The sequence below is a fragment of the Acetobacter sicerae genome (assembly GCF_011516765.1).
GTDB lineage: Bacteria > Pseudomonadota > Alphaproteobacteria > Acetobacterales > Acetobacteraceae > Acetobacter > Acetobacter sicerae.
Map to the genome: position 1 here is coordinate 1 of NZ_JAAABN010000005.1, position 16,119 is coordinate 16,119.

Genomic DNA, 16,119 nt, shown 5'->3' on the forward strand with positions numbered 1-16,119 from the left:
CCGCCTGATTGAGGCGGGTTTTTTTATGTCCGGAATGCGCCGCAGGATGCACATAGGATGCAATCGGGAGCAAAAACGCAGCGTAGATACGGCTGATTTCACGTGTGCGTGGTAACTGAAGCAAGCTCACTTTAAAGAAGTGAATCAGCGGAATATCCCAACTGTGACAAGATCTCCTGCCGCAACTTCAAAAAACAGGGATCATCCCTGTGGCGGTGGAAGGGTGCATCCACGCGGATATCGGACAGGATACGTGAATGGTTAGTGCCGCCCAATACTATCACGCGTGTCGCCAGAAAGAGGGCTTCATCAACATCGTGAGTGACCATGATCGCGGTGAAATCACGCTCTTTCCATAGTCTGTGTAACTCTGTCTGCATGGTGAGACGGGTCAAGGCGTCCAGCTTTCCCAGCGGTTCGTCAAGAATGAGCATTCGTGGATGGTTAACCAGTGCCCGCGCCAGTGCTGTGCGCTGGGCCATGCCTCCTGACAGCTGATGCGGCCACGCTTTTTCAAAACCGCTCAAGCCGACAAGACGAATGGCCTCTTCGACAGCCTGATCATTTCTCTTTCCGGAAATGTCCTGTGAGAGCGCGACATTCTGGCGTACGGTTCGCCATGGATAGAGCGTCGGGTCCTGAAACATCACAATACGATCCGGCCCCGGTCCGGTGACTGGCCTGCCGTCCACCTCGATCCAGCCCGCCGCCGGTTTCTCCAGCCCGGCGATCAGGCGCAGCAGAGTCGACTTGCCGCACCCTGACGGTCCCAGAAGAGCGACAAACTCTCCCGCCTCCACGCTCAGATTCATCTCGTGAATAACCGGGCGGTACACGCCATCAATGTGATAACCGTGTTCTACCCCGCGCACATGCAGGGCCAGTTCCTCACCCGGCGCTTTTGCCTGAGCCGTCACCATTTGAGACCATCCTTCTGCCAGACAAGCAACCTGTCCCGCACCCGGAAAAGCAGTGTGATCAGACCCGTGCACATGACCGACATCACCACGAGGGCCGCATACATATTGGGATAGGCTGCCCATCCCTGAGCCCACTGCATGTAAAAGCCGAGCCCCGCTTTCACGCCCAGCATTTCGGCCACCACCAGCATGGCGAAGGAGGCACCCAGCCCCATGAACAGACCGACAAAAATCTGTGGCAGAGCAGCGGGCAACGCTACGTGGAAGACAAGAAACCGCTCCTTTGCGCCCATGGTGCGTGCCACATCGTGAAAGGCCGGGTCCACAGCTGAAATGCCCGACCAGGTCAGAACCGCGACAGGAAAAGCAGAGGCCAGCATCATCAGGGCTTCACCGGCGACCCAGCTCGAAGGGATCATCACGAAGGCCAGTGGCAGAAGCGCGACGGGAGGGAGGGGGCCGATCATGCGCAGGATGGGATGTGCCCAGTAACGGAATCGCAGCGACCGTCCCAGTCCGATCCCCACGGCAATGCCGATGAATGACCCCAGACCATAACCCACGAGCAGCAGTCCGAGTGAGTGAAGCAATGAATTGCCGAGGCGGGACCAGTCCGTGAGGAAAACATCAAGAAGATCCTGCGGTGTTCCGAAGAAAGGACGGGGCAGCAGAAGCAGTTTGGCCTGAGCCACTTCCCACGCGCCAAGCCCCAGACCGAGCGCCACCGCCCATGCCGCGCGCGCCCGGAGCAGTTTCAGCGCTGCGCCGGCCAGTAACGCTACTCCCACCACCGCAAACCCGGCGGCCAGCACATTGGTGGCAGGAAAATCGTCTGCATCCGGCCAGCGCCATGTCAGCAGGGCGGCAAGCAACCACACCGGTCCTGCCAGCCATGCGACGGGCGACACCTGCACTGCAGTCTTCCGACGGGTAACTGCTGAATCCATCCCGAACGTCGCCTCCGCCCCGCTCATGATGCAAACAGATCCTGTGTGACCCGTGCTGCATAGCGGGCAGTGTCAAGCGACGGCCGGAACACACCGATTTCTTTCAGAGCTTCTGCATAACGCACGATCTCATCACGGAAAGAACCGGAAAGCGTCTGGTGATGATGCCCCTGAATACGAATCATTTCGGCCAGATCTTTCGCAGGAACCCTGGGGGCAAAAGGCTGGAATATTGCACCGGCCTCATCAGGGTTGCAGGCCAGCCACGCTCCTGCGTCCATGATCGCACGGGTCACAGCCCGCGCCACATCCGGTTCATCGCGCACAAGACTGCCTCGCAACCCAATGACGCAGCAGGCGGTATGCGCCCATGTGCCGGTCATGTTGCTGTCGATATCACGCAGGTTGAACTGTTTCTTCTGTATCCAGCTGACAGGGTCGGCATCCGAAATGGCCTGCACCTCTCCCCGCTGGAGAGCCAGCGGCAGCAGGTCAGGGGGAAAAGCGCGCCACGAGACGTCCGTTTCCGGGTCCACTCCCACCTCTTTCAGGCGAATGGAGAAGAAATTGCGATCAGGCCCTCCCATGTCGGTCACACCGACCGTCTTGCCTTTCAGATCAGTCAAAGAGCGGATCGCGCTGTCCTGCGCCGTCATCAGATACATGCAGCCCGCATGAAGACCGGCCACCAGCTTGACGTCAAAGCCCTGCTGTAATGGCTTGAGCCACCGCAGCGCCATGCCGGGCGCTCCGTCCGCCTTGCCCGTGGCCAGCGCTTCAAGAAGCTGGTCGGTCGCACCACCGAAATTGACGTAATCCACTTCAATATTATGGCGGGCGAAAAAGCCTTTTTCCTTCGCCACAGGCACTGCCGCCGTGCAGACCGAATTCTCGTTCCACGCGATTGTCAGTTTGCGTGGCGTGGCAAGCGGCGTGACCGCGCCGGTGATCGCCGCCGTGCACGGTTCCGCATGTCCCGTAGCGTCCTGGGCATGAAGCGGACGGGAAGCGAGGGCGGCCGCTCCCGCACCGGACAGAATTCCGCCCAGAAGTCGCCTGCGGGAAAAGGAAGCGCCGAATGTCATCAGACCGTATCCCGAACTTTCAGAGAAGCCGCGAGCGGCGCAAAAGGAAGGTGGTGAAAGGCGCGACCGCACCAAGCAAGACCGGCGGCAATCGCGTCGCTGATCACGATGTCGCGGACTGCGCAGAACAGCACGTCATGTGTTCCTGACGTGCGGATATCCTCAATCACACAGTCCAGAGTCACAGCCGCATCATCGAGAAGCGGCGCGCCTGTTTTTCCAACGCGCCAGACGCCGGATGCGAATTTCTCCTCGGGCGCGCGGCGGGAACTGGCGAACACGCCTGCCACATCGTCATGTCCATGACCGAGAATGCTGATCCCGACCACGCCGTTGCGCTGGAATGCTTCGTGAGAGCGGTTGCTGCGGTTAAGGCACACGAGCACTGTGGGCGGTGTGTCGCTCACGCTTGTCATGGCGGAGACGGTCAGGCCCTGACGCCCGGCCGGACCGTCTGTCGCCACCACCGTCACGGGCGCCCCGAGACGGCTCATGGCTTCCCGAAACAGTTCAGCCGGGACAAAAGTCTGCTCATCGACCGCAATGCCGTCAGGCTGCATGGGAGGCTTCTCCTTTCCCCAGTCCCAACGCCGCCAGAACACGGTCGCTCTCCGTGCGGTCCATCCAGTCAGGGGAGACGTCGGCAAAGCGCACGACACGCCCGGGCCCGATGACGATCACAGCAGGCTTGGGAAGTTCCCAGGTATTTTCGAGACCGTTCAGCGCCTCGCTCTTTCCGCCTTTTGCGAGAGCACTCTGCCGGGACGGTTCATCGAACGTGTAGGAGAGACCCAGTTCGCGTGACAGCTTTAGCCCCGTATCGGTTGCGACCGGGAAAGGCAGGTCATGGCGCGTGGCGATCTCGGAGAGAAGCGCTGTCGGCTGGGGAGAGATCGCCAGAAGGGGAATGCCGGACGCTTTCAGTTCAGGCCACAATGTATCGCGATAATGAGGAAGGGCGATATTACAGGCCGGACATCCGGCGAAGCGGAAGAACACCAGAACGGCCGGTCCTTTCGCCACCAGATCATCCAGTGACACCGTGCTCCCATCCACGGCGGGCAGCGTGAACTGTGGCAGCACGTCGCCTGCCCTGACGACAGATGCGGTCTTGCCGTGATCGCGGATCAGTGTGGCCCGCTGATTGACGTTTACGGCCAGCGCCGCGGGCTCCCACGTGCGCTCGCGCTCTTCTTCCAGTTCCCGGAATTTGGCGCGAAGAGGGGCGACAGATGCGGATGACGTCATGAGAAACCTCGTTGCAGATATCGGAACAATCCGATCCTGCCGCGAAGGCTTCCCTGTCTCATAAAGAGTTCTTGTCATCCGTTCCTTGAACATTATTCAAGCGCCCGCCGCAGCCGCCAGCAGATCACCTATATCGTTCGCAGCATCGCCAAGATGGTTGCGCCGTACGAGTATGGTCTCGATCTCGGGGACAGCCGGAAGAGCATCGCTTGTGATCGTGGGCAGTCCTTCAGCAGTGGCGAATCTGCGCGTGCGGCAGCTCACACCCAGCCCTCCGCGCACGCCTGCCCGCATGGCTGGCAGATTGGGCGTTTCCAGAACCAGCCGGTAATCACGCCGTTCCTGTGTCAGGGCGCGCAGGGCGGCGTCACGAAAACGGCAAGGTGGCTCAAGAAGAACGAGAGGCACTTCGGAAAGCTCGGCAATGGCCGGATCGCCGATCCATGTCATGCGGTCATGTCCCACCACTTTCCATGTCGCGCCGGAACGGTCTCCATGCTGTCCAAGGCACAGCACCAGATCGAGTCTTGAGCGGTCAAACATTTCCAGAAGCTCCGCCGATCCGCCGATCTGGATCACAAGACGGGAACGTGGATGCGCAAGGCGAAACTGTCCCAAAACGTCCGGAAGCAGCGTGTCGGCAAAATCCTGCACCATACCGACAGTTATCGGTTCCGGTTCCGAATCCTGACCGAGCGTGCGCATGATCCGGTCGTTGAGCGCGAGGAGCTGGCGGGCATATCCGACCAGTTCCTCTCCGATGGGCGTCAGAATCAGGCGGCGTCCATCGCGCCGGAAAAGCTTCTGCTGAAGCACGTCTTCCAGACGCTTCATCTGCAGGCTGAGCGCGGACTGTGTCAGGAAAATCGTCTCGGTCGCCTGCGCCATGGAGCCTGCTTCCACGATCGCCACGAACGATCGCAGAAGTTCGCTGGGAACGTTGCGCGCCATGCGCTGAGGCAGGGGAGCGCCCAGATAAGGATCGGCGGGAGGGCCAGAAGAAGGCCGGGTGGACTGGGACATGATGGGCTCCGGTCTCGATCTCCGTTTAATGACCGGTTCGGTCACATTGCGACGGATGAAGTGTGTATTGAGCATTCCTTGCTTGCTTTTTATCAATTTTCAAGCGTTAATTTTACTACTAACTATATTTGATAGTGATTTTAGGGGGATAACCATGTCCGTCGAGTTCATCGGTTACGTCGGCAGCCGCAATCATTCAGAGATCATCCCGCCATCAGGTCCGGTCGTTGATCCGAAACATATCGAAACAGCGGCGAAAATTCATGAGAATGGCGGATTCGACCGCGTTCTGGTCGCTTTCCATTCCAATTCACCCGAAAGCATTCTCATCGCCCAGCATGCGGCGTCTGTCGCGCCGGATCTTGGTCTTCTGATTGCTCATCGTCCCGGTTTCAATGCGCCGACCATCGTCGCACGTCAGCTCGCCACGCTCGATAACCTCACGCGGGGACGTGTCGCCGTACATATCATCACTGGTGGTAGTGATTTGGAGCTGCAGGCTGACGGCGATCATACGACCAAAGCCCAGCGCTATGCCCGCACCAGTGAATATCTCGACATTGTACGGCAGGAATGGAGCCAGACCGCCCCGTTCGATTACAAGGGCGCGTTCTACGACGTGCGTGGCGCCAATTCGCTGGTCCATCCGTACAATGCGGACGCCCTTCCTGTTTATTTCGGAGGTTCTTCGGCTGAGGCGATCGAAGTCGCCGGCAAGCATGCCGATGTTTACGCCCTGTGGGGCGAAACTTACGAGCAGGTGGCCGAAACAGTCTCACGGGTCCGCGCCGCCGCCGCGAAACACGGTCGCTCGCCCCGCTTCTCGCTCTCGCTGCGACCCATTCTCGCGGAAACGGAAGAGGCGGCCTGGGCGCGTGCCGACCGTATTCTTGAAAAAGCCCGCGCTCTTCAGGAAACGACCGGATTTGTGCGTAATAAAGACGTTCCCAATGAGGGCTCGCGTCGTCTGCTGGCGGCGGCGGCACAGGGAAGCCGTCTCGACAAGCGTCTCTGGACCGGGATCGCAGAATTAACGGGCGCCAAGGGGAACTCCACCTCGCTTGTTGGCACGCCTCAGCAGGTTGCTGAAGCGCTCATCGATTATTACCGGCTCGGTATCTCCACCTTCCTGATCCGCGGGTTCGACCCGCTGCTTGATGCGTATGAATATGGCCGTGATCTGATCCCGCTGGTCCGTGAACTGGTGGCTGAAGAGGATAATCGCCGCCTGACACGCGTGGCCTGAAGCGGTCATGTCCGCCACGCATGAACGTCCCGTGCTTCTGGATCAGATCGGTGGGACCATCGCCACCGTTCTGACCGATTATGCGCAGCAGGTGCGTGTGATCGAGGGCAACCGCGACAATGAAGAACCCTGGCAGACCGCAGGTGCGGACATTCTGCTGACCGGGCCTTCGCCTGCATGGGCGAAAGCGCCATCGTCGCCTCCCGCCTCATGGCGGGATGGTCCACGCTGGGTTCAGATCGCGTCTGCCGGAATAGACAGTTTTCCAAAATGGCTGACGGAAGGACGGATCGTGACCTGCGGGCGTGGCGATGCCGCCACCCCGATTGCGGAATACGTGATCTCTGCCCTGCTTCATCATGAACGGCAGGTGGATGCGCTGCACCCGACAACGCCGCAGGAATGGACCGACGCCACCGCGCCTTTCCGGCAGAATCCTGTAACTGGCACCCTGCATGGACGCACGCTGGGTCTTGCGGGTTACGGCGCGATAGGGCGGGCCATCGCCTCTCGGGCCCGTGCATTCGGCATGCGTATCCGGGTGCTTCGTCGTAGTGCGTGGGCGGAAACGGACGAAGACATAGAGCCCGTCTCTTCACTCAGTGAGCTTTTCCGTCAGGCTGATCATCTCGTTCTGGCCATGCCACTTACTTCCGAGACACGGGGTATCATCAACGAAGATATCCTGCGTCAAGCAAAGGAAGGATTGCATCTCGTCAATGTCGCCCGTGGGGCGCTTGTGGATCAGGATGCGCTTCTACGCGCTCTGGATTCCGGTCGTCCGGCCTTCGCTACGCTGGATGTCACCACGCCTGAACCTCTTCCGGCCGGACACCCGCTCTACACGCATCCCCGTGTCCGGCTGACGCCTCATATCAGCTGGGTCGGACCGGATGTCCGCGCCAATCTTGCGCAGCGTATCCGCACAAACCTGTCCCGTTTTCTCAGGAATGAACCCCTTCTCGACGTGATCGATCCAGAACGTGGCTACTGATCACAGCAGATTTAAGGATTGTGTCCATGAACGCCATTTCTCCCGTTGCAGCTCCCAAGGCCCGCACTTTCCGGCTTGAGCCCCGTCCACCGGCGGCATCGTATGAAGAGGAACGGCTGCATCGCAAACAGCGACTGGCCGCCACGTTCCGTCTGTTCGGACGTTACGGTTTCGATCAGGGACTGGCAGGCCATGTGACGGCGCGTGATCCGGAATTTCCTGATCAGTACTGGATCAATCCTCTGGGTGTGCATTTCTCGCAGATACGCACGTCCAGCCTGCAACTCGTCGATCATGAGGGGAATATCCTGATTGGAAACCGCCCTATCAACACGGCGGGTTTCACCATTCATTCTGCGCTGCACAGGGCGCGTCCGGATGTAATTGCCGCAGCCCATACCCATTCCACTTACGGCAAGGCCTTTTCCGCTCTTGGCGTTCCTCTGCTGCCGCTCACGCAGGATTCCTGCGCCTTTTACGAAGACCATGCTGTTTTCGATCCTTTTTCGGGCGTTGTGCTGGAAGATAGCGAGGGAGACCGTCTGGCCGAGACGCTGGGCAACCGGAGCGCGCTCATTCTCCAGAATCATGGCCTGCTGACAGTCGGTCATTCCGTGGAAACAGCCGCCTGGCGTTTCATCTCCATGGATAATGCCGCTCATGCCCAGCTTCTCGCACAGGCTGCGGGACCGCTGAAGCCGATTGCTCATGATATTGCCCGCAAGACGGCCGCGCAGGTTGGCACGGAACAGGGCGGATATTTCTCGTTTCAGCCTCTGTGGGACTGGATCGTCGCGCAGGAACCCGACCTTCTCGACTAATTCCTCACGACAGGAGCGCCTCATGACCACAATCTCTTCCCTGCGTGATTTCATCGTTGATTTCACGAAACTTCACGATACGGACAGTGATCCGCAGACACTTCAGACGGAAGGAGCAAAGCTCCTCCGCAGACTGGTCTCCCGTGATGACTGGCTGCCTGACGAGTTCGCGCAGCCCAGTCCGGAACGCTACAGCCAGTATCTCCTGCACTGCGATCCGCTGGAGCGTTTCTCGGTCGTCAGCTTTGTGTGGGGACCGGGTCAGAAAACCCCCCTGCACGATCATCGGGTATGGGGCCTGATCGGCATGCTGCGTGGCCGTGAGAGCGAAACGCAGTATGAACGTGACGCAATGGGTCATTTCCATGCCACGGAAACCAGCTTTCTGGAGCCGGGTGAAGTTGCGACCCTGGCCCCGGGCGTCAATGATTATCACCTTGTGGCCAATGCGCTGGAAGGTGAAACGTCGATCTCCATTCATGTCTATGGCGCCAATATCGGCGGCGTTTCCCGTGCCATCTATGATCCGGAAACCGGCACGGAGAAAACCTTCATCTCGGGTTATTCCAGCGAAGAGACCCCCAATCTGTGGGATCGTTCCCGCGAAAGGCAGGCAGCATGAACGCGCTTTCCCCTTCTGGTGCTACGATAGCGGAAACCACCTCGGAAACCGTCCGTGAGCGGTTGCGTGCCGGTGAGGAAATTGCTCTTCTCGATGTGCGTGAAGAAGCGTTTTTTGCAGCTGGACACCCGCTTTTTGCCGTCAATCTTCCGCTGGGTCGTATCGAAGAGCTGGTGACGGGACTCATCCCCCGGCAGACCGTGCCGGTCGTGGTGTATGACAATGGTGAAGGGCTTGTTCGCCCTGCCATCGAACTGCTCAGGCAATTGGGCTATACGGATGTTTCAGCGCTTGCCGGAAATCTGGACGGCTGGCGTGCGTCTGGAGGTGAACTGTTTATCGACGTGAACGTGCCGTCCAAAGCATTTGGTGAACTGGTCGAGCATGTCCGTCACACGCCCTCCCTGCCGGCGGAAGAGGTGCATGCCCGCATCGCGCGCGGCGATGATCTTGTTATTCTCGATGCGCGACGCTTCGTGGAATACAACACGATGTCCATTCCCGGCGGTCGTTCCGTGCCTGGAGCAGAGCTCGCCCTTCGGGTGCGCGATATTGCGCCGTCACCGGACACCACGGTGATCGTGAATTGCGCTGGTCGCACACGTTCGATCATCGGCACGCAGTCTCTGGTCAATGCAGAAATTCCCAACCCTGTCTTTGCCCTGCGTAACGGTACGATTGGCTGGACGCTGGCCGGGTTCGAACTCGATCATGAAGCCGGTCGCAAAGCTCCTGATTTCACGGAGGCGAATCACGAAAAAGCTCGAAAGAGGGCGCAGGAGCTCGCCGAGAAAACGGGTGTTGAGTTCATCACTCCTGTGCAGCTTAAGGAGCTGGAAGGCCGGACAGACCGTTCACTTTACCGGCTCGACGTGCGTTCACCGGAGGAATATGAGTCCGGGCATCTGGCGGGTTTCCGTTCCGCTCCCGGCGGTCAGTTGGTGCAGGCAACGGATGAATGGATCGGTGTGCGTCACGGCACGATCGTTCTGACGGACACGGATGGCGTTCGTGCCCGCATGACAGGCCATTGGCTACGCCAGCTTGGATGGAAGCATGTTTATATCCTTGATGACTGGACAGGCCTGAAGCAGGAAATCGGTCCGCAACCAGCTCTCCTGTCGAGTCCTCTTGCTGTCGTTCCTTCGATCTCATCTGCTGATCTTCTGGCTCAGAATACAAAATCCAATCCGCCCTTGATCCTTGACCTTGCCACCAGCCGGGCATTCAGGGCAGGGCATGTTCCTGGTGCTTTCTTTATTATTCCGACGGATCTGGTGGGACACCCCGACGTTCTGGGGGCGCGACGGATCGTTCTGACTTCGCCTGATGGTGTCGCTGCGCGGATCGCGGCTCGGCGTCTCGTGGAAAACGGCGTCGAGGCACAAGTTCTGGAAGGCGGAACCGCAGCGTGGAAAGCCGCTGGTCAGGCGCTTGAAGCGGGGCTGTCCAAGGAAAATGCTCTTTCAAAACCAGTAGATATCTACAAGAGACCTTATGAGGGCACTGACAATGCCCGTGAAGCCATGCAGGCTTATCTCGATTGGGAGTTTGGTCTTGTCGCCCAGCTTGAGCGCGACGGTACGCACGGCTTTTCAGTGTTGGAAACGTAAGCCAGTCCGGTTCGTGCGGATGGAAAAAAGGGAGAAGCGGGTTGCCGCTTCTCCCTTTTCTGTTCCTGGAATATGAGTTTAGAAGGTGGCGAGAAATGAAACTGCGCACCTTCTTTTCTGATAAAAGAAGTGAAAATAATCACGCGAATAAAACTGACGATTATAACGATTTCAGTTCGGGAATGTCCGAAAATATATCCGGATTCTGAAAACATTTCGGAGTGCATAGAGATTTCAGGGAAGAGCATGGTTTCCATGCCCTCACCTGTTCTTTCCGGTCTTACAATGTAAATCGTGCAGTTGCGTAAATCGTGCGTGGGTCTGTGTAATATCCGGAATAATAGATGGGAACGCCCTGACCTTGTGTAAAGGCGGTTCCCTGAAGGTAACGATGGTCCAGCAGGTTGCGTCCCTGCACCTGTAGCTGCCAGCGCTTGTCGGGACTGGTCCAGCTCATCATGGCGTTGACATAGGTCTGGGCAGGGATCCGGTCCTGACGGTTGGCCATAGATGTTGTGTGCAGGCTGGTCTGGAAGGAAACATCCGCACCGATTACGAAAGTTCCCGGAAGAGACACAGGAATATGATAGGTCAGAGAGCCCGCATTCTGGAAACGGGGTGACCAAGGAAGTGGGGCTCCGGCATAAGGCGTCGTGTTGTAAAGACTGCCATCAGCCAGAGCAATCTGGGCGGCATTCCCTTTGAACTTGTCCAGAGACGAATAAAGATAGGAGGCGGTATAGTTCAGGTCGAGATCTTTCGTGATCTTGACGAATGTTTCGATTTCGGCTCCCACAGAGTGACCTTTTCCCGCGTTGAACCGGCGGCTCAATCCTGAGGAAGGATCGAGTGTTGTCAACTGGATATCATCAAACTGATTCCAGAACAGAGCGCCGTTGAAGCGTAAGCGTCCGGGTAGAGGGTCGGTTTTCACGCCGACTTCGTAGGTTGTGACAATTTCGGGCTTGTAGGGGATGGATGCCTGAAGACTGCCTGTGGCTCCAGGTGACTGCGCACGGAAATCGTATCCTGCCGATTTGCCGCCCTGTGAGATGGAAGCGTATGTCATCAGATTTGGACGTGCTTGCCAGGTGATCGCGCCTTTGGGCAGAAGCTGCGTCCAGCTCTTGTTGCCAGAGGCGGTCCACGCGACGCCGCCCTGAGGTGATGAAGACAGGAGTGTCGCAAGCTGGTTGGCCACTGTAGTGATGTGATTGCCACCAGCCAGATAGCTCAGCGTTTCAGAGTTTGAGTGATTCTCCCAATTGAACCGTAGTCCTGCCGTCAGGGTCACTGTCGGGGTGAGATGATAATGCGCCTCTCCATAGACAGCCCAGTTGCGATTGAGCTGATCGATGACCGCATTGACCGGCATATAGCGGATATCTGCCGGATTGTTCGTCATCGTGCCGTAGGAGTTGTTGGCATTACGATTTGTAAACCAGTCTTCATAAAGGAAGTAAGCACCGACATTGAAATCAAGTTTTCCGTAATCACCATGCAGGCGTAGTTCTTCCGAATACATCCTGTCTTTATAAGAGAGTTGCTGTGATCCACGGGAGTAGATATCGCCGTAATTGTCATACATGCCCTTGTCGTCATATCCCCGGATGCCGGTGATTGAAAACAGGGTCAGATGTGGCGAAATGGTATAACGGACATTGCCGGTAAACCCGGCCTGTGTGTAGCTGTTTTTTGGAAAAGCCGGATTGTAGTTTCCGTATTTGTAGTAGTTCAACTGATTGCCGACACCACGGTTGGTGCTGCCATCCACAGTGCCGTCGAATGCAAGCGTGATGTCCCAATCTTCATTCGGTGTAAAGCGAAGTTTGCCGCGTGCCTGTGTGTAGTCGATATTGTTGGTGTTCTTGTTGACAGCATAGTTATGATCGATGCCGTCACGGGCATGATGGTCGAAGGCGATGCTGCCATAGACCTTGTCTTTCAGGATTGCGCCACTTGCCGCCACCCCGACCTGCCATTCATTATAGGTGCCGTAGCCGGTCTGAACCACGACGCGCCTTTTGTTGGTCGGTACGATGGTGTTGATGTGTACTGCACCTCCCTCGGACTGATGACCAATAGACGTGACAGGTCCACGATCAATCTGGATATTCTCCACATCGAGCAGTTCCTGCATGTTGCCCATATTGCGCGGCAGATAGACCCCATCGATATAAGTGCCGACAGAAGGCTCACCCTGTGGATCGATTTCTCCAATGCCGCGAATGAAGTAATTTATGACTGAATAACCGGGCATATTGTTGGGAATGTAGAGATTGGGCGTCAGACGTGCGAGCTGTTTCGTGCTTTGTACCCCCAGACGATCAAGACGTTCCGCGGACATCAATGTCGCAGAAGAAGGCGTTTTCTGAAGGACGGCATCCTTGCGGGCCGTGCGGCTTTTTCCTGTAACGCGTACCGTCTCGGCCTGAGACGATGCTCTTACGGCATGAGGTGTCTTGTTGTGGCGCGATATCTGCCCCGATCCGGAACTCGCTTTTTCTGCAGTTGAATGTCGGGTGTTTGTTGTCGCTGCAAAAACATCCTGTGCTGATCCGAAAAAAATCGTTGCACAGCATGTCGTCTGGAACAGGAGAGAGTGACGGAAACGTCTGTTTCCAGATGACTCTGTGGCATCAACGCCATGACGAAAATACATTGCCGCCTCGGTCTCATTTGCAGGAGAATAAACCGTGAAGAATGTCTTGCATTTTTCACTTGCCCTACATGTTCACCAAAACTTCTTCTGCCGTCGATCAATTAATGTAAAAGGGACCATTGACGCTGTCTGTTTGTTGCGGATTCAAAATACTCATTTATTTCTCAATAATTTTTCATGATTGGGGTGTGGAAATTCATGAAAGGATGAATGCAGGTTGATTCATGGATTTGAGTGAGCGCACATGACATTCTTCACGGGACGCCTTTCTCGCCGCCATTTTGGTCTTGGAGCGCTTTCCTCTCTTTGCGGTGCGCCATTTCTGACATCCCACAGTCTTCATGCAGCGGAACTTTCATCCGTTACGCTGCGTGTCGCGAGTTTTCGGGGAATGGATTCCACAATCCTTCCTGCGACCGGTCTTGCGGATTTTCCTTACAAGGTGGAATTCAGCGAGTTCAATTCAGGAAATCTGATTGCGCAGGCCATCAATGCTGATGCAATTGATGTGGGAGAGTGGAGCGAAATCCCACTGGCCTTCATTGCCGCCTCAGGCGCACGTGTGAAAGTGGTTGCCGCCGTTGATGGGCCGACAACCAATCAGGCGGTTATCGTGCCGGCAAATTCTCCTGCCCGTTCATTCGCCGATCTGAAAAATCGCAAGATTGGGTATATCCGTTCGACAACCGCTCATTATTTCCTGATCCGCATGCTTGCGAAGGCGGGTCTCACTCTTGCCGACGTCACGCCTGTACCTTTGGGCATGAGCCAGGGTCTTACGGCGCTGAAGTCAGGCAGTCTCGATGCCTGGGCAACCTATGGTTATGTGATTCCCATGGTTGTGGGGGATGGCTCTGCACGTGTTCTGGAAAGTGCCGAAGATATTCTTTCAGGACATTACTTCATCGGGGCTAATCCTGTTCGGCTTCCCGATCCTGCCTTTCGATTGGCTGTTGCGGATTACATCAACCGTCTGGGAAGGGCTTACGCGCTTCTGACGCAGAACAAGGAGAAGTGGTCAAAGGTCATTTCTCCAGTCATTCAGATTCCGGAAACCATCGTGCTGAGCGATCTCAACGCGCAGAACCGTCCTTATCGTATACGCCCCTGGAACGAAGGCGATATTCACAGTGCCCAGAATGTTGCCGATACCTTTATCGAACAGCATCTCATTTCTGCACGTCCTGATCTGGAATCTGTTTTTTCAAATGATCTGACGTCGCTTCTCAAAGGGTAGGCCTGATAACAATGAGTATGATGGAGCCTGAAGCTGGGTGTGCCGGCTGGGATCACTCTGTACGCGATAAAGAATCTGTTCTTGTCTGCACTTGAATTATTCACTCCTGATGATCTGACGAGCTCAGATGATGGGTCAATTTCCTCGCCAGATCATCAGGATAAAAGATTTCCGCTTTGAGTCCGCTCTATTCGTCTACCCCTAGATGTTTCAGAAGCGTTGAGCGCAACTGCACAAAGGCAGGATCGTAATGGCGGCGTGGATGCGGAAGCGAAATGGGTAATTCTGCCCGAATGCGGCCTTCTTCAAGCACGACAGCCCGATCCGCCAGCAGAAGAGCCTCGTCCACATCGTGGGTTACCAGCAGGACGGCGCTTTTGTGACGCTGCCAGAGGGACGACACCAGATCCTGCATGTTCAGACGTGTAAGAGCGTCCAGTGCGGCAAATGGTTCATCCAGCATCAGGAATTTCGGTTCCCGAATGAGCGCACGCGCCAGTGCTGCACGCTGTGCTTCTCCTCCGGACAAGGTCAGTGGCCATGCATCCGTGCGATGACCAAGCCCTACTTCTTCGAGAACCTTGCGTGCGTCAGAGCGTGTTGCGCCGGTTTTTCCAAGCATGACGTTCTGCCAGACTTTTTTCCATGGCAGGAGACGACTTTCCTGAAACACCACGGCAGATTCCTGCGGGCATGAAATCTGCCCCTCCCGGACGGGGTCGAGGCCGGACAGGGCGCGCAGTAATGTCGATTTGCCTGAACCGCTGCGGCCAAGCAGGGCGACAAACTCGCCCTGGGCAATATCCAGATTAAGTTTGTCCAGTACCGGAGAGCCGTTTCCGAAGCGACGGCTCAGACCGCGCACACTGACTGCCGGCTGGAGATCGGTGGCGACTGTGGCCAGAGGAGATATGTAGTTCATCCGATGTTTCCCGTCCGCTGGATGTGGAGAGGACGCCAGACCAGCGCCCGGTGTTCCAGCACCCGCACGCACTGATCAGAGATGAGACCGAGAAGCCCATAGATGGCAAGACCAACGAATATGATGTCGGTGCGGAGGAAATCCTGTGCATCCATCATCATGTGTCCTATCCCGCTGTCGGCGTTGACCTGTTCGGCCACGACAAGCATCAGCCATGAAATACCGACTGCAAAACGGACGCCGACCAGCAGGTCAGGCAACGCACCGGGCAGGATCACGTCACGGATCGTCTGGCTACGTGACAGGCGCAGGGTGCGTGTCATTTCCAGCAGTTTGGGGTCGATCGAACGGATACCCTTGTGAAGGTTGAGATAGATCGGGAACGTGGAACCAAGAGCCACGAGAAGGATCTTTGGCGTTTCTCCGATGCCGAACCAGAGAATGAACAGGGGAACAAGGGCAAGAACCGGCAGTGTCCGGAAAATCTGAAGCGGTGCGTCCACGATATTTTCACCAAGCCGGGACAGACCGGAAATCAGGGCGAGACTGATTCCCGCTACCAGCGCCAGCGAAAGCCCTGCGAAGGCGCGTAGAAGGGAGACGCCCATATTGGTCGAAAGCGTGCCGTCCTGAACAAGAGTCCAGCCTGTTCCCAGTATCTGGACCGGAGATGCGACCAGTCTGGTGGAGAGCAGTCCGGTGGAACAGGCCGCCTGCCAGCACAGGATCATCAGCAGGGGAGAAAGGTAGCGGCCGAAGTTCCGGTAAGGCAGTCTGCC

General features: G+C 56.9%; 15 protein-coding genes. 6 read left to right on the forward strand and 9 right to left on the reverse strand.

Annotated elements, in window-relative coordinates:
* Positions 1–131: 131 nt before the first annotated feature.
* The 6 genes from GVI59_RS06885 to GVI59_RS06910 all read right to left on the reverse strand — a co-directional run bounded on the left by GVI59_RS06885 (position 132) and on the right by GVI59_RS06910 (position 5,223).
* Positions 132–920 (reverse strand): ABC transporter ATP-binding protein, encoded by a 789-nt coding sequence (locus GVI59_RS06885; RefSeq protein ID WP_173573575.1) that lies wholly within the window; start codon positions 918–920, stop codon positions 132–134.
* On the reverse strand, positions 914–1,867 hold the full coding sequence (locus GVI59_RS06890; RefSeq protein ID WP_242013012.1) for an ABC transporter permease: 954 nt from the start codon (positions 1,865–1,867) through the stop codon (positions 914–916). The genes GVI59_RS06885 and GVI59_RS06890 overlap by 7 nt, the downstream gene beginning before the upstream one ends.
* A 23-nt stretch (positions 1,868–1,890) precedes the next feature.
* Positions 1,891–2,952 (reverse strand): ABC transporter substrate-binding protein, encoded by a 1,062-nt coding sequence (locus GVI59_RS06895; protein ID WP_173573577.1) that lies wholly within the window; start codon positions 2,950–2,952, stop codon positions 1,891–1,893.
* Entirely contained in the window at positions 2,952–3,512 is a 561-nt protein-coding gene (locus GVI59_RS06900; protein ID WP_173573578.1) for a flavin reductase, read from the reverse strand. Before GVI59_RS06900 ends, GVI59_RS06895 begins: the two co-directional genes overlap by 1 nt.
* Positions 3,502–4,200: a peroxiredoxin-like family protein gene (locus GVI59_RS06905; protein ID WP_173573579.1), complete on the reverse strand. Its 699-nt coding sequence runs from the start codon at positions 4,198–4,200 to the stop codon at positions 3,502–3,504. The genes GVI59_RS06900 and GVI59_RS06905 overlap by 11 nt, the downstream gene beginning before the upstream one ends.
* Positions 4,201–4,296: 96 nt before the next feature.
* A complete protein-coding gene (locus GVI59_RS06910; protein WP_173573580.1) occupies positions 4,297–5,223 on the reverse strand; it encodes a LysR substrate-binding domain-containing protein in 927 nt (308 codons plus the stop codon).
* Positions 5,224–5,377: 154 nt separating this feature from the next.
* Between GVI59_RS06910 and GVI59_RS06915 the strand changes: the two genes are divergently transcribed.
* From GVI59_RS06915 to GVI59_RS06935, 5 genes are read left to right on the forward strand one after another with little or no spacing between them, the layout of a single operon-like run.
* A complete protein-coding gene (locus tag GVI59_RS06915) occupies positions 5,378–6,469 on the forward strand; it encodes an LLM class flavin-dependent oxidoreductase (protein ID WP_173573581.1) in 1,092 nt (363 codons plus the stop codon).
* A gap of 7 nt (positions 6,470–6,476) precedes the next feature.
* Complete coding sequence (locus GVI59_RS06920) at positions 6,477–7,463, forward strand: NAD(P)-dependent oxidoreductase (protein ID WP_173573582.1); 987 nt, start codon at positions 6,477–6,479, stop codon at positions 7,461–7,463.
* 26 nt (positions 7,464–7,489) lie between these two features.
* The gene (locus GVI59_RS06925) at positions 7,490–8,284 is read left to right on the forward strand and encodes a class II aldolase/adducin family protein (protein WP_173573583.1); all 795 of its coding nucleotides are present in this window, start codon (positions 7,490–7,492) and stop codon (positions 8,282–8,284) included.
* 22 nt (positions 8,285–8,306) lie between these two features.
* Positions 8,307–8,906 (forward strand): cysteine dioxygenase family protein, encoded by a 600-nt coding sequence (locus tag GVI59_RS06930; RefSeq protein ID WP_173573584.1) that lies wholly within the window; start codon positions 8,307–8,309, stop codon positions 8,904–8,906.
* Positions 8,903–10,519, forward strand: a complete 1,617-nt coding sequence (locus tag GVI59_RS06935) for a rhodanese-like domain-containing protein (RefSeq protein WP_173573585.1) — start codon at positions 8,903–8,905, stop codon at positions 10,517–10,519. Before GVI59_RS06930 ends, GVI59_RS06935 begins: the two co-directional genes overlap by 4 nt.
* A gap of 280 nt (positions 10,520–10,799) precedes the next feature.
* Here GVI59_RS06935 and GVI59_RS06940 read toward each other — a convergent pair whose 3' ends face one another.
* Positions 10,800–13,181 (reverse strand): TonB-dependent receptor, encoded by a 2,382-nt coding sequence (locus GVI59_RS06940; RefSeq protein ID WP_173573586.1) that lies wholly within the window; start codon positions 13,179–13,181, stop codon positions 10,800–10,802.
* Between the two features lie 244 nt (positions 13,182–13,425).
* Between GVI59_RS06940 and GVI59_RS06945 the strand changes: the two genes are divergently transcribed.
* Positions 13,426–14,418 carry an ABC transporter substrate-binding protein gene (locus tag GVI59_RS06945; protein ID WP_173573587.1) on the forward strand — a complete coding sequence of 331 codons (993 nt, stop codon included), beginning with the start codon at positions 13,426–13,428 and terminating at the stop codon, positions 14,416–14,418.
* A gap of 187 nt (positions 14,419–14,605) precedes the next feature.
* Here GVI59_RS06945 and GVI59_RS06950 read toward each other — a convergent pair whose 3' ends face one another.
* Both GVI59_RS06950 and GVI59_RS06955 read right to left on the reverse strand, forming a co-directional pair.
* A complete protein-coding gene (locus GVI59_RS06950; protein WP_173573588.1) occupies positions 14,606–15,340 on the reverse strand; it encodes an ABC transporter ATP-binding protein in 735 nt (244 codons plus the stop codon).
* Complete coding sequence (locus tag GVI59_RS06955) at positions 15,337–16,071, reverse strand: ABC transporter permease (protein ID WP_173573768.1); 735 nt, start codon at positions 16,069–16,071, stop codon at positions 15,337–15,339. The genes GVI59_RS06950 and GVI59_RS06955 overlap by 4 nt, the downstream gene beginning before the upstream one ends.
* Positions 16,072–16,119 lie beyond the last annotated feature (48 nt).